The organism is Quatrionicoccus australiensis (assembly GCF_020510425.1).
Taxonomy (GTDB): Bacteria; Pseudomonadota; Gammaproteobacteria; order Burkholderiales; family Rhodocyclaceae; genus Azonexus; species Azonexus australiensis_A.
Window position 1 is genome coordinate 680,432 of sequence record NZ_JAHBAH010000001.1, and the last position, 22,142, is coordinate 702,573.

Below are 22,142 nucleotides of genomic sequence, written 5' to 3' on the forward strand. Positions count from 1 at the left end.
TTGTTATTGGTTTGGGTCAAAAAATGGGGCCGACCCGCGGCCGGCCCCGTCCTGCATCAGAGATTGCGTGAAACGGTGATACCGAAGAAGTCGCGGTCGGCGTACGGCTGGTCGAAGACGCGCTTGCCGGCCCAGAACTTGGCGTAATTGACGCCGATCTGCCAGTTGGCCGGGTTCTGCACGAAATTGACCATGAAGTTGGCCGACTTGGCCCCTTCCATGAACAGTGCCGAGGAGTTCGGCGTACGACCGCTGACCGCGTGGAAGAAGTAGATTTCCGGAATGACCTGCCAGCCCGGAATCAGGTTGCCGTCATACACCCAGCTGAAGTCGAGGTTGTAACCGGCCGACAGCTTGTCGCCAACCGGTTCGAGCGTGCCGCCCAGGTTGTATTCCTGGCCCCATGCCCAGACACCGGCAGCAACCAGTTCGCCGTTGTAGGACTTCTTGAGCTTCGGATAGTAGGAAGCGACGCCTTCGATCATCAGGGTGGCGGTCGAAGCACCGCCGAGCGCCTTGAGAATGCCGCCGTAATCACCCGGCGTCATGCTCAGCATGCCGGTCAGGTGCCACTGGAACTTCTTCTCGTCCACCCAGCAACGGCCGCCGGTATTGGCGCAGCCATCGACATTCGGGTTGAGCGAGACGGCATCCTTCGGGCGGTAGGACAACTCGGTACCGATCGACCAGTCGCCGACCGGCGCATTGGCCGAGACACCGAACATCTGGCGGTCTTCGGCAAAAACCCACTCCGGCCCGTTGGTCAGGCTCAATTGCGGCGCCTTGTCATGGTAAGCCATGGCATAGAGACCGAGATTCAGCTGCGTGTCAGCCGGTTGCCAGCGCACGGCGGCGCCGTACTGACCGGAATTCTTGGCGCTGCGCTTGGGAATGCCGTAAGCCGCATCGCCCTTGCCCAAACCATTGAGCTGCGACCAGTAGCTGCCGGTCGGCGGGAAGTAGTTGTCGTTCCACTTGCCCTGCACATAGGCTTCGATATTGACGCCATTGCCCAGACCGGTCGCGAAACTGACGATAGGTGCCGGCAGGAAGACTTCCTTCAACTGCGTGCCGGGTTGCGACAGACGCATGATGTCCATGGCGTTGGTCTGGTTGATACCGCCCGGCAGGAAGAGGCTTTCGCCCCAGCTGATCACCTGGTTACCGACGCGGACGCGGGCGCGCTGCTCGCCGATCGAAAACTCCTTGCTGACCCACAGGTCGAGCACGCGCGCCTTGAATTTCAGGTCGTCGCGTGCCTCGTCGGAAAGCGACGTGGTATAGCCATTTGGTCCGGTCGCCGCACTGACGTAGCCGGTCGTGTTGGAAGCCGAGAAATCCTTCAGCCAGCTGACCCGGCCCATGAATTTCCAGTCGTCGGGCAGCTTGACCAGCAGTTCGTGCGTGCCCTTCAGATAGGTCGTGAAGGCATCACCCTTTGCGTAGTTGATATTGCCCTGGTCGCCGACGCCGGCAGCCGTCGTGCACCCCGACGGCGCGCCGCTGCCGGTGGCGCCGCTGACCACCAGATTACAAGCCGGGCTCTGGGCACGAATGCCCATGCCCATGCTGATCGTCGAATCGAAACTACCGGAAACACTCTCGGTTTCGAAGGTGAAGGCCGAAGCGCTGCCGATGTAGCCGACCAGCGCCGCGACGACGGTTTTCTTGAAAAGTCCGTGCATGGAAAATCCCCCGTTTTAAGGTGTCGACCGGATCAGCGATCGCTGATCGCGCGCAGGTTGTCCGCCGTGTAATAGCCTTCCTTCAGCTTCGGATCGTTGGCTTCGACGAACCACTTCATGTCCTTGCCGCTCGCCAGCGAGCTCTGGTCGACCAGGTAACGGTTGTCGATCAGGTTGTACTGGACGAAGGCCGGGTTATCGCAGGCACCGGTTTCATGCACCGGAATGACGAAGCCTTCGCGCAGCTTCCAGAGCTTGCCCTGAGCGTCGTAGTCCTCGGCAACAACCAGCGACCAGCTGTCTTCATCGATGTAGAAGGTGCGCTTCGGTGCGACGTGACGCACGCCGGCCTTGACCGTGGCCTCAACCACCCAGACGCGGTGCGTTTCGTAACGACGATGCGCCGGATCGACACCGTTGTCCTTGGCGACCTCGTTGAACTTGACCTTCGGGTCATACATGCCGAAGGCGTTGTAGCCGACGATCAGTTCCTTCTTGCCGACCAGCTTCCAGTCGAAGCGCTCGATGGTGCCGTTGAACAGGCGCGGCTCGTCCATCGTGTACTGGTTCTCGAAACCGAGTTGCGGCGCATCGTAGGCATAGGTCGGCATGCGACGCACGCGACGCTGGCCCGGGAAGTAGTAGAAGACGTCGTTGGTCTTGTCGAGGAAGTTGGTCACCGCCAGGGCCTGACCGGCCAGCGCGGTTGGCGACTTGTAGGTGAAGTAGGTGAAGTATTCGACTTGCGGGAAGCTCGACAAGGCGTTCGAGCCCTTCTTGCCCCACGGGAAGAAGTAGGTCTGCGTCGAAGTCGCGGCAATCCACTCGCTGGAACCGGCACGCGGCGACAGCGCGGTATAGACATTGGGCAACTCGTAACCGACGCCCATGTACTTCATCTTGGCGTTCCACATCACTTCCGTACCGGTCTTCGGCAGCGGGAAGGGAATGCCCGGCACGGTGGCTTCCTTGAGGCTCCAGCCATCGGCGCCGATCTTGGCCGTGGTGGCATTCTTTTTCGTGTTTTCCACGACGAAGTCAGGATTGCTGCAGGTCCGGCGCGACGGATAAACATCCATCTTGTAACCCTTGTTCTGCTTGATCATCTGGACCTGGCCCGGCGACAACTGGGCGGCGTATTTGTCGACGTTGCTCGCATCGATGCTGTACAGCGGCTTGTCGTTGCTGTACTTCCAGAACTCGGCGCGGCTCTTGCCGTAAGACCAGCCGGCGGTCATCGCCTCGCCCTGGAAGGCAGGGATGGAACCGTCCTTGTTGGCGCCCTTTTCCGCACCGACGGCGGTCAATTCCTTGCCCAGCTTGGCCGCTTCGGCCTCGCTGGCGGCATACGCACTGCTACTGATCGCAAACAGCGCGGTCAGGATTGCGCCTACTTTTCGCATTTCAAACATTTGAACCTCCTGGTTAGGTAGTAGGCGCGACCCCCGCCGAGCCCGGACTGCTTATTGATGACTTGAGTGTAGAAATTGCGGGCACTTGCCCGTTATCAAAAATCGGCAACTTTTCTTGATCTGGATCAGAACGGCGCCTGACGATTGGGTACAAGCACAAGCGCCGTGCCACCTACGCCAGCCGATAGCTGGCAACGATCTCCTGCACCTGGCGGGCCAGCCCTTCGAGCTGCACGGCGGCATCGGAGGTCGCCGCTGCGGCGCGGTCGTTGTCCTGCGACATGTGGGCGATCTGCTCGATGCGTCCGGCGATTTCGCCGCTCGCCCGGCTTTGTTCCTGCAGCGCGGCATTGATGCCGGCGACCATGCCGGTGATCAGGGCGCTGCTGCTGCCGATCCGCTCAATCGCGCTGCTCGCGTTGCCGGCCCGGGCGACGCCGGCTTCGACCTGGCGCACCGCCTGCTGCATGGCGCCAGCGGTCTGCTGCGTGTTGAGATGCATGACTTCGATGGTGGCGTTGATCTTCTGCGTCGATGCGGCGGTACGCTCGGCCAGCTTTCTGACCTCGTCGGCGACCACCGCGAAGCCGCGCCCCTGCTCGCCGGCGCGCGCCGCCTCGATGGCGGCATTCAACGCGAGCAGATTGGTCTGTTCGGCGACCTCCTTGATCACCCCGACGACCAGCGCGATTTCCTGACTCTGCCGTTCGAGCTGGTCGATCATGCCGGCCGCGTCGCGCACCGTGCAGGCGATGTCGCTGATGTCCTTGACCGTTTCCTGCATCGCCGCCTGCCCGTCGCGGGCGATGGCGGCCGACTCCAGGGCGAGGCGGTCGGCGCTATCGACCTGGCTGCCGACCTGGCCGATGCTGGCTGCCATCTGCTGCACATTGACCGCCATGTTGGAGGCAGCATCGGTCTGTGTCGCCGAGGCACGAGCGACCTGCCCGGCATGGGCGGCCAGATCGTCGGCGGCCTCGACGACTTCAGTAGCGCGGGCGGCAATCGCCTGCAGGTTGTCTTGCGTCTTGCCGGTCAGCGCATTGAGGTCGCGCGCCAGCAGGCCCAACTCGTCCTGACCGGTCAACGCGATGCGGGTCGTGAAATCCAGCTCACTGGTGATCCGCGTCGTCGCGCGGTGAAAATTCGCCAGGCTGGCGTTGATCTTGCCAATCAGCGGCACGGCGGCAAGCAGCAGGACCACGATGCCGGCCAGGGTGATGACACCCGCTGTATTGATGCCATGCGCGGCGGCATCGAGCGACTCCTTGCCGTACTCGGCCGAGAGCCGGTAGTTCAGTTCGAGGTGACGGCTGATCGCCAGGCTCGCCGCCGCACTGCGCGCTGCCCCCTGGCTGGCGAAGCGGGCCCGCGCCTGCGCCTTGTCGCGATGCGACAGGGCAAAGATCTCCTGCGCCAGCGCATAAAGCTCATCGACCGCCTGCCGGTCAGCCGCCAGATGCTGGCGATCGACATCGGAAGCCGGATCGAGATAGTTCTCGTACTGCTTCAGGGCGTTAGCGATACTCGCCCGGCCCTGCGCCGCACCTTGTTCCAGCTCGCCCATCGCCGCCGCGTCGGATTCGGCAAGATGCTGCAGCAAGGCGATGCGGATGCCAGCCAGTTCGCGCTCGCTGTCGGTCAGGAGTTTGATGCTGGGTACGGCGAGATTGATGATGGCGCCGAGATTCTCGCCCAGGCCACTGGCGGCGCGATAACCGGCGCCGCCGACAATGAGCAGGGAAAGCAAGGAGAGCAGCGTGATCGCCCAGAGGCGGAGCTTGATGGTCATGCGGTCGACTTCCTGTGGGGAGGGAAATTGGCGGCCGTCGCATCCGGCGCATCAACTGCGCCCGACCGCGGCTGCTTCTTGCCGGGCTGGCTGCCCCGGCTGGCAAAAATTATCGCCAGCCGCAGGCCGCAGCCTTTATCGAAAATTGGCAACTTTTGTTGCCACAGCGAACGTCCTGCCAGTTGCCCGACTCAGCTCGCCCTGCCCCCGGTCCGGAAAGGCCAGAAGCGGAAATACGCGGCCGCCACCACCATCGCCGGAAAGGTCACCGCCAGCATCGCCGAACCCAGCCAGAGCTCGAGCCGGTAGGCCGGCGCACCGGATGGCAGAGCCAGACCGGCAACCGCGACCAGTTGATAGATGAACAACATGACCATGGCCAGGGCAATGCCGAGCAGGCAAAGGACCACGCCGCGCCAGGGTTGCACCAGACTGACCGCCGGCATGCCCTCGAACATGACCAGAATGATGAAGAAGCCGAAACTCAGGCTGACACAGACGCGGACCATGAAGAGCACGAGATCCATGCCGGCATGCTCGACACAGAACAGCCAGAGCACGAGCGCCACGATGCCGACGAACAGCGCTGCCAGCAGGCCGCTGGCCGGCTGACCGGCGAGGCGCGGACAGCGCCGGGCGATCAGGCTGATCGGCCAGAAATCGAAGAGGACCAGCGCCAGCATCGGCACCACCGCTGCAATGCTCGCCACCAGCGGTTGCCAGGCCATGAAAATGCCCTGCGGATCGAGGTCGACCGTATAGAACGGCGCCCCGGCCATGAAACCGAAATTGAACAGAACGCGGTAGAGCAAGGTGGTCAGCGCATAGTCGGCCAGCAGCAAAAACAGACCAATCAGGCCCGGATGCCCGGAAAGCACGTTGAACGGCCAGCCCTGCAGCACGATGACGAGGAAGAGCATGACCGGCACGGAAAAGATCAGGTACATGTTCACGAAAGGTACCGGCGGCGACATCGCACCACCCACCGTGGCCCAGGCAATAGCGGCAACAACGCTGCCGACGGCGACATTGAGCGCCACGAAGGCCAGCCCGCGCCAGGGCTGCGGCAAGGACGCCAGTTTGATCGGGTAATTGCCCTGCCAGACCAGGCTGATCACGATCTGGGCCGGCACCATCGCGACCAGAACGAGCGTCGCCCAGCCGGTCAGGAACTCGGGCGACAGCGCGGCGCAGAGCAGCAAGGAAAACGTGATGACAGCAACAGTTGCCAGCGCGCCGGTGCGCACGGAAACGGGATTGGGATTCGACATGAAACAGGTCTCCGGGAATGGTCTGGATCGCAAACCTGTTGCGCCAGCCAATTCGCTAATATGTTTGTAATTTGAATAAAAAAATGGCGGCAGCGCCGGCCGACGCTGCCGCCGTGCAAAGGCGCGTTCAATCGCCCTTGCGTCCTGCCTCGATCAGGCCGACCAGCTTGACGCGCAGGCCCGGAATGTCTTCCGGTACGCTGGCGCGATAGCCTTTCACGTCGGCCTCGGTATACGGCTTGAAATCGGCCGGCACGCTGCGCCCGCCGATGTTCTTCATGACCCAGTTGAGCAGTTCGGCGGTATCGCCGTCGCTGAGCGGCGTATGCAGCGTCCCCGGTACTTGCGACAGGTAGGCGCGACCGCCCGGCACCTTGAGGAAATTGCCGACCTCACCGCGCATGCTGGGAATGCCATTGGCCGGCGAACCGGTGCCGTCGGCCTGGTGGCAGCCCATGCAATGCAGGCGGTAGTTCTTCTGGGCCGGATCGGCCAGAGCCGTACCGGAAACAATTACAGCCAACCCGGCAATCGCCAGGCAACGGGCAAGCAGAGTGGAGGCACGCATGTTTTTTTCCTTATTCCGACTCGGCCCGCCAGGCCTTGAGTTCCTTGCCGGACGGCTTCTTTTCACGCATCTGCGCAAACTCGACAGCCACGTAGGGCTGATGCCCGGGCTGCAGCTCGGCCGCGTTGTAGGTGGTCAGCACGTAATTGACGACCCCGGCTAGCTCCTCGTCGGAGAACTGCTGCCAGGACGGCATGATGCCGGTGTAGGTGACGCCCTTCGACACCAGCTTGCCGGCCAGCCCGGAGATCAGCACGCCGGGCACGTACTGGCGCCCGGCCGGCATCGTGATGCGCTTGCCAAGCGTGCCGGCGAGCGGCGGCGCCAGGCCGACCGCACCGGCGCCGTCCGGCTGGTGGCAGGAAGCGCAGTTGGCGTCGTAGATCGCCTTGCCGTCGGCGGCAAAAGCGCCGCCAGCGGTCAACGCGAGAAAAAGGGCAAAAATGCGGCGCAGCTTCATGACTGCCCCTCTTCCAGACCGACGATGACCGATACCGTGCAGTGATAGAGACTGCTCTGGTTGGCCATGCACCAGTTGATGTCGTTATGCACGCCCAGGCGATAGCCCGGCCGTTCGCGGATGTTGGTGTTGCACTCGCAGCGGCCGCAGGTCGTCTTGCCGCAGCAGTCGTTGTAGCTGACCAGATAGTCGCGGCCGTCGGCCGGATTGCGGCAGGTGCCGACCCAGGACACGGCGGACGGCGTGGTGCCCGGCGGGCAGCTCGTCTTGGTGCCGCCGCAGCAGGTGCAGAGGAAGCCGTCGACGCTGCAATAACGCCAGTAATCGCAATCGGTATCGGTCGGTTCAGCCTTCTTCTTGCGAGAGTCGTCGGCGGCGAGCGCCGAGGTGGTCCGGTCGAAGGGCAGCACCGGCAGCGTGAAGGCGCTGGCGACCAGGATCTTGCCGACGCCGGTCAGAAAGCTGCGGCGGCCGGTTTTCGATGCCACCTGGCGCGTACCGCGCTCGGCGAAACGGTCCAGCAGTTTGAGGAAATCCATGATTTACACCTTCTCCGGGGTCACATCGCCGAGCAACTGACGATCGATATGTTCCTGCACCGAGGCGACGCCACTTTCGTAGGCGGTCATCAGGCTTTCGACCTGCTCGCGGGAATTGACCAGGCCCTTGGCGCGGACGAAGCCCTTGGCGTCGAGCAGCACGCAGTACGGCAGCTTGGAAATCTTGTAGGCCATGCCGAGCGGCTGCGACAGCACGTACGGGAAGTCGGCGAGCTGATGCTTGGCGTAGAAATCGACGTGCTCGGTGCGGTCGCCGTCGGAAGCGAGCACCACTTCGAGCCAGCGGTTTTCACGCGCCTGCACCGAACGGATGATCGGCAGCAGCTTCTTGCACACCGGGCAGGTCGGCGACAGGAAGAAGACCAGCTTGCTCTTCTCGGCGCTACGGCCGATGGTCAGGCTGCGGCCCTCCCAGGTGGTGACTTCGACCGGCGGTGCGAGTTCGCCGACCTTGGGGCCGGTGTCCATCATCAGCGCGCCCATCGGTGCGACGCGTTCGTAGAGGATGCCAATCTGGCGGGAGAGTGCGAGGACGCAGACGCCCAGCGCGATGACGACGGCCCACAGGATGGCCAGGGAAAGGACGATGGGGTCCATCATGATTGCAACTCCTTCAAGAGCGGTTGATTGGCAAGCAACTGGTTGGCGCTGGCGTAGATCGCCAGCAGGGCGAGGATGGTCCCGGCGACGCTGAAGTAATCGAGAACGCCGAGCTGGCGCGACTGCTCGTCGGCGGCAGCAAGCACGATCAGGCCGATCAGGCAGACATTGCGCCCGACCAGACCCCACGAGATGCGCTGGCCGCCGGTGCCGCAGCCGCACTCGATGCGATCGAGGCCGCGCAGCAGGTTGACCGCGACACCGCCGGTGGCGGCGAGCATCACGGCCAGCGCCAGCCACATCGCGAAGGGCCGCGTCGTCTCGAAGACGAGACCGATGCCGGCGAGCAGTTCGGCAGCGGCAAAGAGCGGCGCAAACAGCGCGGCGCCGCGGCTGCCGAGCAGGCGGTAGTTTTCGACGGCGTAGCGGAACAGCTCGAGATCGCGCAGTTTTTCGCCGGCACCGGCGATCAGCACGATGCCGACGGCCGCTGCCGCGGCATGCACGACGACCGGATCGAACAGGAAGAGACCTTCATTCATCTCAGTTCACCTCCATGAACACGGCGGTGTCGCCGACGCGCGGAATGGTGCGCAGCTTGGGATAGCCCTTCTTGCCGATGGCGCGCACGTCGATCTCGCCGCGCTCGACATTGAGCGAGTAGAGCAAAGGCTCCGCCCCCTGGCTGGCGACGATGGACGAAGCCTGGTTGGACGGAATGCGCGCCGTGCGCTTCAGCGTGCCGAGGTCGAAGGCCCAGATTTCCTTGGACGGGAACTTGTGGCTGCCCTCCTCGCCCTTGTCGTGCATATTCACGAACAGGGTGTTGCTGTTGCGATGCAGCGCCATGACCTGCATGCCGCCCGGCACCCAGGCTTCCTTGCGGTCGCGCGCCGTGAGCAGCGAGACCGGCGGCGTGAAAGTCGGCTTGTCGCCGGCCAGGCGGACCCTGTACAGATTGGCGTTGTAGGAGACGAAGTAACGCTCGTCGCCGACCACTTCCGGGTGGATGTAGATCGGGTCCTTGTCCGGATCGAAGAAGGCTTCGCTGCGTTCGCGCGACACCGGCTGGCCGTTGTCGTCCAGCGTCACGGTGAGCAGGCGGCCATCGCCGCAGATTGCCGAGAAACGATGCCCCTGCGCCCAGGTCTGGATCGACCAGCAACCCGGCGTCTGGATTTCGGACACAAACTTGCGCTGCTGCAGATCGACGACGGTGACCGAGGTCGCCGGCGTCGCGTTCTGCACGTAGAGGAAACGCCCGTCAGCGCTCGGCGCGAGCAGGCTGCGATAAGTCGCCGACTGGGCGCGGCGCGCCGGGATGTCGATTTCGGCGAGCAGCGCAAAGGTCTGCGGATCGTGGATTTCGACCACGTCGGCGCGTTGACCGCGATAGAGGCGCGTGTAGTAGGTGGTGGCGACGTAGATCGCCTTGCCGTCCGGCGCCACCGTGGTCAGCCCGCCAAAGCTGGTATTGACCATGCCGAGATAGCGCCCGGCCTTGCCGTCGACAATGTGCAGTCGCCCGTCGACCATGTGATGGAAAGCAAAGTCGCTGACATAGAGGCGGTTGCCGTCGGGCGCAGACGCCTTTTCGACGCGCATTTCCTCTTCCGGCAGGGGGGCCGGCCGGCCATCCTGGGCACCGGCGAGGGGCGCTGCCAGACAGACTGGCAACATCAGCAGCCAAAGCCGCTTCCTGAGTTTTTTCATTTTCTGACCTCGATCGACTCGTTAGGGAGTGTGAGGTCAGTATCCGGCAGCCCCCGGGAGAGGCTGTATCAAGAATTGGCAAAAAGCACGCCGTTCAGGCGTTGAGACAGCGCTCCCGCGTCTGCGACGGCAGTTCGCCGAACAGGCGGCGATAGTCCTGGGCCAGTTGCGACAGGTGCCAGAAGCCCCAGCGCGCCGCGACATCGCCGATGGACTCGCGGCCCGGGTCGCAGGCCTTGAGGGCGCGTCGGAAACCGTTCAGGCGGATCGCCTTGAGGTAGTGCTGCGGCGAAATGCTGAATACTTCCTGGATGGCGTTCTGCAGCGTGCGGCGCGTTACGCCGACCTCGTCGCAGATGTCGGTAATGCTCAGCGCCGACTCGGGATTGGCATCGAGGAAACTGCGCACCCGGCGCACGATGCGCTCGCGGTTCGGGCACAGGCCGCGTGTTTGCGTATCGCCACCGGCACTGAGCGTCTCGGTCAACAAGGCATAAAACTCTTCGGCCAGTTGCTTCTGGTTGGAAGCAATCAGCAGGCGCTCCGGCGACTCCTGGCTGGTTTCGAAAGCACGCAGCAGAAAATCGGCCAGCGCCTCGGAATGACGAGGATCGATGGTCTTCGCGCTATGCAGCAATTCATTCTCGAGTTCGCGGAAATTGACGCTGGGATCGTCGAGATTGGCGCACAGGTCTTCCGGCGAAAAAACCGCCGCCACCAGATCGAAACGCTCCGGCGTGCGGATCTCGAATTCGGTATTCGGTTCAAGCAGGGCAGCCGAGCGCGGGCGCATGATTTCGCCGCAGTGGTAGCCATGCTCGGCCAGGCCCATGACGGTACCGATCGCGAAGATGCCGCTCGGCGTGCAGCCCTTTTGCAGCAGCACGCGATTACTGGTTTCACGCATCAGCGTAAAGGCCGGCAGCTTGATTTCGTGGATGGAACCCTGGAAAAGCCCGGACGACAACTGGTCGTAACGCTGCCCCCAGCCGGAGTAGCCAAACGCGGACGCCTGCATGTCGACATCGAAATTCTGAGTGGCGCGGCAACGAACGGCGCCACGAGCAGCGACTGATTCCATACCCAAGTTCATTTGCATTTCTCCACGCCCATCGAATTCACCAATATCAAACTCGTTCATTAATGTACAACAAATTCACTAATATGTTCACGTAAATTCTGCGCCGGCATGCAACGCGTGCTGCGTGCCTGCTCAGAAAAATCCGGATGATCCCTTCTAGCAAAAACCCGGCCCGGGATTTACGGGAACAGCAAAAAACCCGAATGGAATCATCGGATTCGCCGCGAAATCCGCGAAAAATATGGGGTTGACCGGTAGCGAGCGAATTACGGGAAAAATTCGCTGGGCATTACGGCGCTACGGCGACGGGCGGGGAAAAGCACCAAAATGGGGGGAAGCGCACAAGGGACGCACCAAAGGCGTGGAGCGCAAAATCCCGGCCGGGTTGCCCGCCGGGATTAAATCAGCGGAAGGTGCAGATTACCGCCACAGGTACGAACAGGGCTGGCAGCAGCCGGCCATCCGCAGCGGAGCCGGCGCGCCGATTTTTTGTGCTAGGCCTCGACCGGTTCCTGCCGCACAGCAGGAACCGCTTGCTTGCCTCACGCCGTTGGCCTGATCTTGAACCAGATCGCGTACAAGGCTGGCAGGAAAACCAGGGTCAGAATCGTCCCGGCGAAAGTGCCGCCAATAAGCGTATAGGCCAGCGTGCCCCAGAACACCGAATGAGTCAGCGGAATGAACGCCAGCATCGCGGCGAGTGCGGTCAGGATGACCGGACGGGCGCGCTGCACGGTGGCCTCGACCACGGCATCGAAAGGTGGCAAGCCATCCTCTGCGTTATCGCGAATCTGACCGATCAGGATCAGCGTGTTGCGCATCAGGATGCCGGACAGGGCAATCAGGCCGACCAACGCATTGATGCCGAACGGCTGCCCGAACAACAACAGCGTCGGCACGACACCGATCAGGCCGAGCGGTGCGGTGGCGAATACCATCATCATCGCGGCGATCGAGCGAACCTGGAAGATGATGGTGATCAGGGTCAGCGCAATCATGATCGGGAAGACCGGCGCCAACGCACGATTGGCCTTGCCCGACTCCTCGATGGCTCCGGCCATTTCGATCCGGTAACCGGCCGGCAGTTTGGCGATGATCGGCTGCAGTTCCTGCCACACGGCGCTGGAGACATCCGGCGGCTGCAAGCCCTCGGCGATATCGCCGCGCACGGTGATGGTTGGGGTGCGGTCGCGGCGGCGCAGGATCGGGTCTTCCATGCGCACATCGACCTTGCCGACCTGCGACAGCGGAATCTTTTGACCGGCCGCGCCAACCAGGGTGAAGTCGCCAATCCTGCCAGGATCAAGCCGCGTGTTGCCGCCCGAACGGGCCGTGACCTGCACCGAACGGATGTCCTCGCGCACCTCCGTAATCGGAATGCCACTGAGCAGGAACTGCAACTGCTGGGCCACATCGCTAGACGTCAGGCCGATGTTCTGCAGGCGATCCTGGTCGAGCGAGAAATGCAGCGCCGGCACGCGCTCACCCCAGTCGGTATTGACCGTTCGCATCCGTGCGGAGGCCTGCATGACACCGCGCACCTCTGCTGCAATGTCGCGCAGCTTGTCCGGGTCCGGCCCCATGACGCGGAAGGCCACGGGAAACGGCGACGGGGGGCCGAAGACGATCTGGGTCACGCGCACCCGCGCCTCAGGCGCCAAGCCGTCGGCTGCCGCCTGTCGCAGCCTGAACTTGAGGGCTTCGCGCTCCTTGTCATCACCCGTCAGGACCACGATCTTGGCGAACGACGGGTCGGGCAATTCGGGGGACATCGCCAGGAAGAAGCGCGGCGCGCCCTGGCCGATGTAGGCCGTGACGACCCTGGCCTCCTCCTGCTGCGCCAGCCAGGCTTCGACCTTCTCCGTCGCGGCACTCGTTTGGGTTATCGAGGTGCCATACGGCATCTGCACCTCAACCAGCACTTCCGGCCGGTCGGAGGTCGGGAAAAACTGCTTATTGACGACGCCCATGCCGAGAATCGCGACCACGAAGGCACCGATCACGCTTGCCGCGACCAGCCATTTGCGCCGGATCACCCAGCCCAGCAGCCGGCGGAAGCGCTCGTAGTTCGGCGTGCCGTAGATGGCTCCATGCCCGCCCGCATGCTTCTCGTAGTTTGGCAGCAGCTTGACCCCGAGGTAGGGCGTAAACACGACGGCAACGATCCACGAGGCGATCAAGGCCGTGCCGACGATCCAGAACATGTTGCTGGTGTATTCGCCGGCAGTCGACTTGGCAAAGCCGTTGGGCATGAAGCCGATCGCCGTGACCAACGTTCCGGCCAGCATCGGTGCGGCAGTGTGGCTCCACGCGTAGGCTGCTGCATGTACCCGCTCGTAACCTTCCTCCATCTTCACGACCATCATCTCGATAGCGATGATCGCGTCGTCGACCAGCAGCCCAAGCGCCAGGATCAATGAGCCGAGTGTGATGCGGTCGAAATTCTTGCCGGTCGCCGCCATGATGATGAAGACGGCGGCGAGGGTCAGCGGCACTGCAGCCGCAACCACGACGCCAGCACGCCAGCCCATGCTGAGAAAGCCGACCAGGATCACCACGCCGAGGGCGACCATGAACTTGACCATGAACTCGCCAACGGCCGACTGGATATTGACCGCCTGGTCCGTCACCTTCGAGAGACTCATGCCGAGCGGCATTTCGGCGTTGATCGTCGCCGCTTCCGCCTCCAGCGCCTTGCCCAGATTGAGGCCGTTCCAGCCCTCGCGCATGACGACGCCGAGCAGCAGGGTCGGTTCGCCGTTGTTGCGGATCAGGAAGGTGGCCGGGTCTTCGTAGCCCCGCTTGACCTCGGCGATGTCGCCGAGTTTCAGCGTCCGGCCGCGCGCTGCGACCGGTGTATCGCGGATCGCCTCGAGATCGTCGATGGCGCCGTCCAGCCGGATGAAGACCTGCGGCCCCTTGGCTTCGATCGAGCCGGCCGGCGTCATGACATTGCGGCTGTTGAGCGCGGCGAAGAGGTCGCGCGGGGAGACGCCCAGCGTGGCGAGACGGTCATGCGAGAACTCGACGAAAATCCGTTCGGCCTGCTCGCCGATGATGTTCACCTTCTTGACGCCGGGTACGTGCAGCAGACGCTGACGCATGGTTTCCGCGTCGCGCACCAGGTGCCGGTGCGGTTCTCCCTTGGCTTTCAAGGCGTAGAGCGCAAAGGTCACGTCGGCATATTCGTCATTGACCATCGGGCCGATGACGCCACGCGGTAGTTTGAGCGCCTCGTCGCCGAGTTTCTTGCGCGCCTGGTAGAACTGGTCAGGGACGTCGGCCGGCGGCGTACTGTCGAGCAGGAACACCGTAGTGAAAGCCAGCCCCTGCCGCGTAAAGGTCTCGGTGCGGTCGTACCAGCGCAGTTCCTGCATGCGCTTTTCCAGCGGCTCGGCGACCAGCTCTTCCATCTCCTTGGCGGTCGCCCCCGGCCAGGCAGTGATCACGGTCATCTGCTTGATGGTGAAGGCGGGGTCCTCGGCCCGGCCCAGGGTCAGGAAGGCGATGACGCCGGCGACGAAGATCGCCAGCATCAGGAACAAGGTGACCGAGCGCTCGCGGACGGCGAGGGCGGAGAGGTTGAAAGCACTCATTTCTGCGCCCCACCGTTCGCTGCTGCGCCAGGTACGGCACTGCTGTCAGCCAGCCGAACCGCCTCGCCTTCGTGCAACAGATGGGCACCGAGCACGACGACACGATCACCCGCCGCCAGCCCACCGCTGATCGCAGCGGATTCACCGCTGAGGCCGGTAACCTGTACGGCGCGCCAGCTTGCCTGAAGTCCCTGCCCCTGGTCATCCTGAGCTTTGACCAGCCAGACGCCAGCCCCCTTGCCCTTATCGAAGAGCGCGCTGACAGGAATCTGGAGCGTCGGGGCGGCACGCCCGCTTTGAATCTCGATGGAAACGGTCGAGCCGAGCGGCGCGTCAGCCAGCCGGCCTTCCAGGACGTAGCGCGCCTCGAAGGTGCGGGTCTGGGGGTTGGCGGCATCCGACAACTGGCGCAGTTTCGCGGCGCCAGTCAGTCCGCTGCCATACAAGGTCGCGCGCCCTGCGGAGCCGATCGCCGGACGCAGGTTTTCGGGCAGCGCAATGAGCGCTTCGCGGCGCCCGGCACGGGCCACACGGACGACGACCTGGCCGGCGCCGACGACCTGGCCCGCTTCGGCCAGGGTCTCGACGACGACACCGTCCGCATCGGCGAGCAGGACGGCGTAGCCCGTTTCGTTGCGGGCAACGTCGGCCTGAGCCTGGGCCACCTTGAGCTCGGCTCGCGCCGAATCGGCAGCGGCCTTGATCTTGTCGTAGTTCGAGGCCGACACTGCCCCGGCCGCAACGAGATCGCGATAGCGCGCCTCATCCTCAGCGGTCTGGTGCGCTCGCGCCGTGGCGGCAGCAACGGCCTCATCGCGGGCATGCGTGGCGAGCCGCAAATCAGTGGGGTCGATGCGCATCAGCGCCTGGCCACGCTTGACGGCCTGCCCGGCATCGACCAGGCGCTCCAGGATCTTGCCGGGAACGCGAAAGCCCAGGTCGCTCTGCACCCGCGCTGCGACGACGCCGCTGAACGAAGGCTCGGCCTGGGCGCCACTTGCTACCGGCGCGACCCGTACCAGTGGAATCTGGGTGCGCGGATCGATTGGAGAAGTGGCGTCGCCGCAGGCTGCCAAGGCGACAGGCAACAGACCGACGACAGCGAGGAAAGGAATATTGCGGCGCTGAAACATGACGACCTCCAATAACACGAAGGCCTCCATCTTCTATCCGGTGACCAATATTGTCAATAGTCACCTTTCAACCAGCGAACGTTCTAGGGGGCCAGGCTACGCAACACCAGGTTCGACAGCTGGCTGGGTGCGTCCTCGACGAGGTCGAGGTTGTACTGGAGCAGCAACGGATTGGCAAAGGGCAGCATGACGAGATAGATCGCATGCACCGTCTCGTCGAGCGGCGTCTTGCGCTCGAACTCGCCCACTTCCCGCCCTTCGCGGACGATCTCTGCCAGGGTCTGCCGCATGCGCTGTCCGTAGGCAACGGCAGACGGCCAACCCTCGCCGGCGGAATGCGCGGCAATGTCGTACAGCTTGCGGTCGTTGAAGAAGAGCTCCACGCTCGTCGCCACCATAGCCTTGAATAATCGACGGAATTTCTCCGTCGGCGTACTGGCACCAGCCACCGCTTCTTCGACTGCCGTGACGATGGTACTCAAGGTCTGGCTGCAGATGGCTTCGCCGATCGCCTGCTTGGAATCGAAGAACTTGTAAATATAGGCCTTGGAAAAGCCGATTGCCTTGGCCAGGTCGGAGACCGTGGTCTTGTCGTAGCCGTAATGGCTGAAGTGCGCCTCGGCCGCCTCGACGATCTGATCGCGAACGCTGTGGTCGACGGGGCCGCGGGCCTGGGGGATGGAAGATTCGATTTCGCTCATGGGAAAAACAATAGCGCGTTTGGCTCCGGTTGACAACCAGTGACCACATTGGGTTATAGTCACCACAACAAACCAAACCCCGAAGGACTCCCATGCTCACCCATCCCCGCTCTCTCGCCCTGTTTCTGAGTGCCGGCATCTTGTCGGGCTGCGCTGTTGGCCCCGACTACCAGCCGCCCTTGCTCGAACTGACCTCCACCTTTCTCGGGCAGAAGGGCGTCGAGCAACGTCAGGTGCAAGGCAAGGTCGAGCTCCAACGCTGGTGGGCCGCCTTCGACGATGCCTTGCTTGCGCACTACGTTGCCCTGGCCCTTGAGCAGAACCTGGACATTGCCCAGGCGACGGCGCGTGTCGACCAATCGCGTGCCGCATTGCGCTATGCCGATGCAGCCTTGCTGCCCGCGGGCAATGTGAGTGCGAGCGCCGGGCGAGGCTACCTGTCGGTGGAGACCCCGCTCGGGCAGGTGCTCAATAGCACGCCCGGCTTCGACCGCTGGGGCGGCGCTTACGAGGCCAATCTCGGGGCGAGTTGGGAGATTGATCTGTTCGGCGGTCTGCGGCGAGGGCGGGAGACTGCGCGCGCCGAATACGCGGCATCCGAAGCTGGCGTTGCGGCGACACGGCTGGCCATCGCCGCGCAGACCGCAGACGTGTACGTCAAGATCCGCGGCCTGCAGGCGCGCCTCGCGATTGCCCAACAGCAGGTCGAGACCCGACGCCGCTTGCTCGCCATGATCCAGCTCCAATACGAGAAGGGAATCGCCGCCGAACTCCAGAAAAACCAGGCCGAGGGTTCGCTGACCCAGGCCGAGGCGCAGATTCCCATCCTGCAAGCCGGCCTCGATTCGGCGATGAACGCGCTCGACGTACTGCTCGGCGCGCAGCCGGGAACCCACCGCGCCGAACTGGCGCCGGTGAAGCCGATCCCGGCCGCGCCGGGTTTGGCTGCAACCGGCACCCTGGCCGACATGATACGGCGCCGGCCGGACCTCATTGCCGCCGAACGGCGCCTGGCTGCGGCCAATGCGCGCATTGGCGTGGCGGTCGCGGAGTACTACCCCAAGTTCTCGCTCGGCGCCCTGCTCGGTAGCGCCACCTCGATTGCCAGCGGCAACCTGTTCACCGGGGGCGCCAGCCAGGCCCAGGGCGTGCTCGGGCTGCGCTGGCGGCTGTTCGATTTCGACCGCGTCGACGCGCAGATTGCCGCGGCGCGCGGCCAGGAGGCGGAAGCCCTGGCGGCCTACCGGCTGGCCGTGTTGCGGGCGGCGGAAGATGTCGAGAACACCTTCTCCACCCTGGTCAACCGAGAGGCGCAGGTCGGCATCCTGACCCGGGGCGAGTCGTCGTTTGCCAGGGCGCGCGACAACTCGTTTACCGCTTACCAGGGCGGCGTCGTCAGCCTGATCGAGGTGCTCGATGCCGACGGCAACCTGCTGCAGGCGCGCGACGCCAAGGCGCAGGCACAAACCGAGGCGGCGCGTGCCGCCATTGCCTCCTTCCGGGCCTTGGGCGGCGGCTGGGATACCCCATCGACAAACACCACCAAGCTCTCTACCAACGAAAAAAGGTAAGCAAAATGACCTCAACCAATAATTCATGGGTGCTCATCACGGGCGCATCGAGCGGCTTCGGCGAGGAATTCGCCCGCCAATATGCCGAGCAAGGCCACTCGCTGGTCCTCGTGGCGCGCCGGCTGGACCGGCTGCAAGCACTTGCCGAGACGCTGCGCCGGCAATACCGCGTCGAAATTGTGGTCGAGCAGGTCGATCTCTCCGATACGGAAGCGATCACCCAACTGCATCGGCGCCTCCGCGAGCGCGGCATTGCCATTGAAATCCTGATCAACAACGCCGGCCACGGACTGCAAGGCCCGTTCATGGACAGCCCCTTGGACGCAACCCTGGCCATGGTGCAGCTCGATGTGGCCAGCCTGACTGCGCTCACCCATGTCTTCGCTCAGGACATGCGGACGCAAAAGCGCGGGAAGATCCTGCTGGTCGCCAGCCTGCTGGCCTACCAGGGCGTGCAGAACTTCGCGGTCTACGCCGCCGCCAAGGCCTACGTGCTGCGTCTGGGTGAAGCGCTGCATCGCGAACTCAAGCGCGATGGCGTCACCGTGACGACGCTATGTCCCGGCATGTCGGACACCGGCTTCGCCACCGCCGCGCAGCAGAAGCTGACGCCCGCATTGAAGCTGTTGATGATGCAGCCCGCGCCCGTCGTGCGCACCGGTATTCGCGCCTTGCAGGCCGGACGCATCAGCGTCGTGGCGGGCTGGGCGAACAAGGCCCTGGTGATCCTGACCTGGGCGACGCCACGCTGGTTGCACCAGGCCTTGATGTCGCACGCGATGAACGGATGAGCTCGGGGCACATTCGAGCCAGTCAGGCTAATGCAATTCCGTAGTCACCAAAGTCAGGGAAAGGCCCGACGCCCCCGACAACAAAAAAGGCATCCCGCAGGATGCCTTTTTCACTGAACCCAAACCCCGTCAAACCCGCTTGAACAGCGGACTCCGCACCTGTTGCGCATCGGCGGCCGAGAAGAACTTTTCGGTGTAGATGTCGCGTTCGAACAGGCGGCCCTGCATCAGGGTGGTGATGCAGGCTTCGATCATGACCGGCGGGCCGCACAGGTAGGCTTTGCGGTCGCGGAAGTCGTTGTCGAAATGCGCCTTGGCGGCGTCGTGGACGAAACCGCGGAAGCCGGTCCAGCCGCTGTCGGCCGGCTCGTCGTTCAAGGCCGGAACGTAGCTGAAGTTCGGGTATTTGGCGGCCAGGTCGAGGAATTCCTGGTGGTAGTAAAGCTCGCCCTGGTTGCGCGCGCCGTAGACCAGCGTGATCGGCAGGTCGCTGCCCTCTTCCAGCAGATCGAGGATCATCGAACGCGGGCTGGACAGGCCGGAGCCGCCGGCCATGAACAGGGACGGCACGTTGGCCGACTTGTGCACGAAGAAGCGCCCGTAGGGGCCGGAAACGGTGATCTTGTCGCCAACCTTGAGTTCGTTGTGGATCCAGGTGGTGCCGACGCCGCCGGGCACGATGCGGATGTTGAGTTCGATCTCGTCACCGGTCGACGGCGAATTGGCGAGCGAAAAGGCGCGGTGGCCCAGATCGTTCGGCAGGTTGAAATTGACGTACTGGCCGGCCTGGAAATCGAGCGCTTCGTCGAGCTTGAGCCAGATGCCCTTGATGGTCGGCGTCAGGTTCTCGATGCGGCTGACCACGCCGGGGAAGTCCTTGACCGGAATGTCGCGCGCGTCCTCATCGACTTCCATCTCGACTTCGATGGCGGTGTCGGCTTCGAGCGTGGCGCAGCAGGCCAGGGCCTTGCCCTCTTCGCGCTCGTAGTCCATCAGCGCGAAGCTCGATGAATTCTGGTGGTCGACTTCGCCGTCGGTAATGCACACCTTGCAGGTGGCGCAGTAGCCCTGGCCGCAGGCGTGCGGCAGGTAGATGCCGGCGCGCAGCGCGGCGTCGAGGATGGTCTGGCCGTCCTCGACCTCGATGGTCCGGCCGAGCGGCTCGATACTCAGTTCGTAGCTCATTTTTTTCAGGATCCAGTTGTTAGGATCGGGGATCGAGCAAAGGCACTGTCGGGGCCACTCGATCCTCGATCCTGATAGCTAATAGCTCATCAATAGCCGGTACCGGCAATGCCATCCAGGCCCGGTGTGCGGAAGCGGATCAGATCCTTGTGGCCGATGCCGTTTTCCTTGAGGCTCTTGTTGCGATCCGGCGTGAAGGGCGTGTTGCCGTTCTGCCAGACGACCGTGTTCCAGTCGATCTGCTTCCAGTCCGGGTGGTAGCTGAAGCAGTCGGTCATGTACTGGTCGATGATCACCGAGAACAGCGTTTCCGGCGGCAGTGCGAGCACGAAGGGACGCGAGAACATGCGGTGACGTTCCCAGTTCACGTACAGCAACTGGCGGCCCTTGTAGTTCTCGACGGCATCGCGCGACTTCACTTCGTAGGGCGCGAGGGTTTTCAACATGGTCATGGCGATTTCCTTCCTTTGTCCTTAGTTCTTGGTGGCCTGCTCGCGCCAGGCGGCAAAGTTCTTCTGGTCCTCGGAACCGTTGAAGTCGCCGAGCGCGCGCTTGTCGAGCTTCCAGTAGTCGAGCATGTTCTGGCCCGGCTTGAAGTCGGCGGCATTGACGTCGGTGCCTTCCGGCTCGCAGTTACCCTGCAGCACCTGGTGCGAGGAAATGAAGGTCTGGATGTACTTCTCCGGCTCGTTGTCGAAGATTTCCTTGCAGTGATCGGAACAGGTGTGGAACTTCTCGCCCTGGTAGATCGATTCGCGGAAACACATTTCCATGGGATCGCCCGGCTCGTTGAACTTCATGGTGCTGACGCAGACCTGGCAGTTCATCGGCGCCGTCTTGTTGTCGAAGCGGTTGCCGGCCTTTTCCTGCGCGTCGAGATGCTCGAGCACCGGACGGTAGTACTTGTCGAAGGTGTTCGGGTACTTCTCGGACAGCCAGTCCATTTCGTCCGGCGTCGGAATCCAGGTGTGGAAGGGCGTCGCCTGCGGCTTCATGTAGAAACCGATCCACGACTGGTGGGTGACGTGTTCTTTTTCCTCGATGGTCTGGCCGAAGCACTTCGGAATGGTGATGCCGTAACGGGCGAGGTCCTTGAACAGCGCGCCGCCGTTTTCCTCAACGTACATTTCCCAGGCTTCCTTGAAGCTCATGATGCGCTTGGGCAGCATGTAATCCATCATCATGCCGACAGAAGCGAGCTTGCGCGTGCCGCGCCAGGTCCATTTGTCGATCCAGCGCTGGACGATGGGCAGGTTGTCCGGATCCTGTTCGAGCATGAACTTGATGCACTCAAGGCCGAGCGTCATGTGACGCGCTTCATCGGACTGCGCAGAGAAGCCGACGGTCATCGCCGCCATGTCGCCGTTGTAGGCGGCACCGGAAATAAAGGGCACGAACAGGATGTTGGTCAGCACGTATTCGAAGGCGAAGCCGATGGCGACCATGAATTCGAACGGGCCGGCGGTGATCGCGTCGTCGAAGAAGGACTTGCCGTCCGACAGGTACCACATGCGGGATTGTTGATGGGCGAATTCGTCCATCCCGTTGTAGTACTTGTTGTAGTTCGAGATCGAGTGGATCTGCGTCTGGAAGTGACGGTACTCGTCGACCGCCTGCATCTGGCAGGCGACGCGCGGACCGGCGCCGTTCATCTGCCGGCCCATCATCGAGAAGCCACGGGCAGCCATCAGTTCGAGCGGCGGTGTCGAGCCGAGGAAGAGCTTGAGCACGTTGATGTAACGGGCATCGGTGACCGACAGGTGGCCGTTGTTCTGGTTGAAGCCGTCGAGGATGGCGTACAGCTTGCGCTCCTTCTCGGCCTGGTACTTCCAGTAGGCGTCCATGGTCAGGCGGAACGGATCTTCCCACTTGTCCCAGTCGTGAATCTTGATGCCCTCGTAGGTCGTCTGCGGGAAGACCTTGTCCATCGGCTGGTAGGTCGTGTCCCACGCGAGATCGCGGGTCATCAGGCTGTAGCGCTCTTTGAGGCCGAGCTTCTTGGCAACTTTCATATCCATGGTGT

The 22,142-nt window shown here is 63.2% G+C and carries 19 protein-coding genes; 2 read left to right on the top strand and 17 right to left on the bottom strand.

What is annotated here, in order from left to right; genetic code table 11:
- Positions 1 to 56: 56 nt before the first annotated feature.
- From KIG99_RS03395 to KIG99_RS03460, 14 genes are all read right to left on the bottom strand, one after another.
- Entirely contained in the window at positions 57 to 1,685 is a 1,629-nt protein-coding gene (locus tag KIG99_RS03395; protein ID WP_226458855.1) for a DUF1302 domain-containing protein, read from the bottom strand.
- A 32-nt stretch (positions 1,686 to 1,717) separates the two neighbouring features.
- Positions 1,718 to 3,097, bottom strand: coding sequence for a DUF1329 domain-containing protein (locus KIG99_RS03400; protein ID WP_226458856.1), 1,380 nt, complete (start codon positions 3,095 to 3,097; stop codon positions 1,718 to 1,720).
- A gap of 172 nt (positions 3,098 to 3,269) precedes the next feature.
- Positions 3,270 to 4,889 carry a methyl-accepting chemotaxis protein gene (locus tag KIG99_RS03405; RefSeq protein WP_226458857.1) on the bottom strand — a complete coding sequence of 540 codons (1,620 nt, stop codon included), beginning with the start codon at positions 4,887 to 4,889 and terminating at the stop codon, positions 3,270 to 3,272.
- Positions 4,890 to 5,080: 191 nt separating this feature from the next.
- Positions 5,081 to 6,160: a hypothetical protein gene (locus KIG99_RS03410; RefSeq protein ID WP_226458858.1), complete on the bottom strand. Its 1,080-nt coding sequence runs from the start codon at positions 6,158 to 6,160 to the stop codon at positions 5,081 to 5,083.
- Between the two features lie 127 nt (positions 6,161 to 6,287).
- Entirely contained in the window at positions 6,288 to 6,728 is a 441-nt protein-coding gene (locus KIG99_RS03415) for a c-type cytochrome (RefSeq protein ID WP_226458859.1), read from the bottom strand.
- Between the two features lie 10 nt (positions 6,729 to 6,738).
- On the bottom strand, positions 6,739 to 7,188 hold the full coding sequence (locus KIG99_RS03420) for a c-type cytochrome (protein WP_226458860.1): 450 nt from the start codon (positions 7,186 to 7,188) through the stop codon (positions 6,739 to 6,741).
- On the bottom strand, positions 7,185 to 7,727 hold the full coding sequence (locus KIG99_RS03425; protein ID WP_226440648.1) for a methylamine dehydrogenase light chain: 543 nt from the start codon (positions 7,725 to 7,727) through the stop codon (positions 7,185 to 7,187). Before KIG99_RS03425 ends, KIG99_RS03420 begins: the two co-directional genes overlap by 4 nt.
- Positions 7,728 to 7,730: 3 nt before the next feature.
- The gene (gene mauD / locus KIG99_RS03430) at positions 7,731 to 8,348 is read right to left on the bottom strand and encodes a methylamine dehydrogenase accessory protein MauD (RefSeq protein ID WP_226458861.1); all 618 of its coding nucleotides are present in this window, start codon (positions 8,346 to 8,348) and stop codon (positions 7,731 to 7,733) included.
- On the bottom strand, positions 8,345 to 8,890 hold the full coding sequence (locus KIG99_RS03435) for a MauE/DoxX family redox-associated membrane protein (RefSeq protein WP_226458862.1): 546 nt from the start codon (positions 8,888 to 8,890) through the stop codon (positions 8,345 to 8,347). Before KIG99_RS03435 ends, mauD begins: the two co-directional genes overlap by 4 nt.
- Before the next feature lies 1 nt (position 8,891).
- On the bottom strand, positions 8,892 to 10,061 hold the full coding sequence (locus tag KIG99_RS03440; RefSeq protein WP_226458863.1) for an amine dehydrogenase large subunit: 1,170 nt from the start codon (positions 10,059 to 10,061) through the stop codon (positions 8,892 to 8,894).
- A 94-nt stretch (positions 10,062 to 10,155) separates the two neighbouring features.
- Complete coding sequence (locus KIG99_RS03445) at positions 10,156 to 11,154, bottom strand: helix-turn-helix domain-containing protein (RefSeq protein ID WP_226458864.1); 999 nt, start codon at positions 11,152 to 11,154, stop codon at positions 10,156 to 10,158.
- Positions 11,155 to 11,684: 530 nt separating this feature from the next.
- Entirely contained in the window at positions 11,685 to 14,738 is a 3,054-nt protein-coding gene (locus KIG99_RS03450; protein ID WP_226458865.1) for an efflux RND transporter permease subunit, read from the bottom strand.
- Positions 14,735 to 15,871, bottom strand: a complete 1,137-nt coding sequence (locus KIG99_RS03455; protein ID WP_226458866.1) for an efflux RND transporter periplasmic adaptor subunit — start codon at positions 15,869 to 15,871, stop codon at positions 14,735 to 14,737. The genes KIG99_RS03450 and KIG99_RS03455 overlap by 4 nt, the downstream gene beginning before the upstream one ends.
- A gap of 83 nt (positions 15,872 to 15,954) precedes the next feature.
- Positions 15,955 to 16,572, bottom strand: coding sequence for a TetR/AcrR family transcriptional regulator (locus KIG99_RS03460; RefSeq protein ID WP_226458867.1), 618 nt, complete (start codon positions 16,570 to 16,572; stop codon positions 15,955 to 15,957).
- Between the two features lie 92 nt (positions 16,573 to 16,664).
- Between KIG99_RS03460 and KIG99_RS03465 the strand changes: the two genes are divergently transcribed.
- Together KIG99_RS03465 and KIG99_RS03470 are read left to right on the top strand one after the other, a co-directional pair.
- Positions 16,665 to 18,143 (top strand): efflux transporter outer membrane subunit, encoded by a 1,479-nt coding sequence (locus KIG99_RS03465; RefSeq protein ID WP_226458868.1) that lies wholly within the window; start codon positions 16,665 to 16,667, stop codon positions 18,141 to 18,143.
- A gap of 5 nt (positions 18,144 to 18,148) precedes the next feature.
- Positions 18,149 to 18,934, top strand: coding sequence for an SDR family NAD(P)-dependent oxidoreductase (locus tag KIG99_RS03470; protein WP_226458869.1), 786 nt, complete (start codon positions 18,149 to 18,151; stop codon positions 18,932 to 18,934).
- Positions 18,935 to 19,063: 129 nt separating this feature from the next.
- Here the strand turns inward: KIG99_RS03470 and KIG99_RS03475 are convergent, their stop codons facing one another.
- The 3 genes from KIG99_RS03475 to KIG99_RS03485 form a co-directional block, all read right to left on the bottom strand.
- A complete protein-coding gene (locus KIG99_RS03475; protein WP_226458870.1) occupies positions 19,064 to 20,119 on the bottom strand; it encodes an NADH:ubiquinone reductase (Na(+)-transporting) subunit F in 1,056 nt (351 codons plus the stop codon).
- A gap of 89 nt (positions 20,120 to 20,208) precedes the next feature.
- Entirely contained in the window at positions 20,209 to 20,571 is a 363-nt protein-coding gene (locus KIG99_RS03480; protein ID WP_226458871.1) for a phenol hydroxylase subunit P4, read from the bottom strand.
- Between the two features lie 21 nt (positions 20,572 to 20,592).
- Positions 20,593 to 22,137 (bottom strand): YHS domain-containing protein, encoded by a 1,545-nt coding sequence (locus tag KIG99_RS03485; protein ID WP_203468263.1) that lies wholly within the window; start codon positions 22,135 to 22,137, stop codon positions 20,593 to 20,595.
- Between the last annotated feature and the right edge of the window lie 5 nt (positions 22,138 to 22,142).

Coding starts and splice junctions, on each gene's coding strand:
- KIG99_RS03395 (WP_226458855.1), bottom strand. CDS start 1,685: ATGCACGGACTTTTCAAGAAAACCGTCGTCGCGGCGCTGGTCGGCTAC.
- KIG99_RS03400 (WP_226458856.1), bottom strand. CDS start 3,097: ATGTTTGAAATGCGAAAAGTAGGCGCAATCCTGACCGCGCTGTTTGCG.
- KIG99_RS03405 (WP_226458857.1), bottom strand. CDS start 4,889: ATGACCATCAAGCTCCGCCTCTGGGCGATCACGCTGCTCTCCTTGCTT.
- KIG99_RS03410 (WP_226458858.1), bottom strand. CDS start 6,160: ATGTCGAATCCCAATCCCGTTTCCGTGCGCACCGGCGCGCTGGCAACT.
- KIG99_RS03415 (WP_226458859.1), bottom strand. CDS start 6,728: ATGCGTGCCTCCACTCTGCTTGCCCGTTGCCTGGCGATTGCCGGGTTG.
- KIG99_RS03420 (WP_226458860.1), bottom strand. CDS start 7,188: ATGAAGCTGCGCCGCATTTTTGCCCTTTTTCTCGCGTTGACCGCTGGC.
- KIG99_RS03425 (WP_226440648.1), bottom strand. CDS start 7,727: ATGGATTTCCTCAAACTGCTGGACCGTTTCGCCGAGCGCGGTACGCGC.
- mauD (WP_226458861.1), bottom strand. CDS start 8,348: ATGATGGACCCCATCGTCCTTTCCCTGGCCATCCTGTGGGCCGTCGTC.
- KIG99_RS03435 (WP_226458862.1), bottom strand. CDS start 8,890: ATGAATGAAGGTCTCTTCCTGTTCGATCCGGTCGTCGTGCATGCCGCG.
- KIG99_RS03440 (WP_226458863.1), bottom strand. CDS start 10,061: ATGAAAAAACTCAGGAAGCGGCTTTGGCTGCTGATGTTGCCAGTCTGT.
- KIG99_RS03445 (WP_226458864.1), bottom strand. CDS start 11,154: ATGAACTTGGGTATGGAATCAGTCGCTGCTCGTGGCGCCGTTCGTTGC.
- KIG99_RS03450 (WP_226458865.1), bottom strand. CDS start 14,738: ATGAGTGCTTTCAACCTCTCCGCCCTCGCCGTCCGCGAGCGCTCGGTC.
- KIG99_RS03455 (WP_226458866.1), bottom strand. CDS start 15,871: ATGTTTCAGCGCCGCAATATTCCTTTCCTCGCTGTCGTCGGTCTGTTG.
- KIG99_RS03460 (WP_226458867.1), bottom strand. CDS start 16,572: ATGAGCGAAATCGAATCTTCCATCCCCCAGGCCCGCGGCCCCGTCGAC.
- KIG99_RS03465 (WP_226458868.1), top strand. CDS start 16,665: ATGCTCACCCATCCCCGCTCTCTCGCCCTGTTTCTGAGTGCCGGCATC.
- KIG99_RS03470 (WP_226458869.1), top strand. CDS start 18,149: ATGACCTCAACCAATAATTCATGGGTGCTCATCACGGGCGCATCGAGC.
- KIG99_RS03475 (WP_226458870.1), bottom strand. CDS start 20,119: ATGAGCTACGAACTGAGTATCGAGCCGCTCGGCCGGACCATCGAGGTC.
- KIG99_RS03480 (WP_226458871.1), bottom strand. CDS start 20,571: ATGACCATGTTGAAAACCCTCGCGCCCTACGAAGTGAAGTCGCGCGAT.
- KIG99_RS03485 (WP_203468263.1), bottom strand. CDS start 22,137: ATGGATATGAAAGTTGCCAAGAAGCTCGGCCTCAAAGAGCGCTACAGC.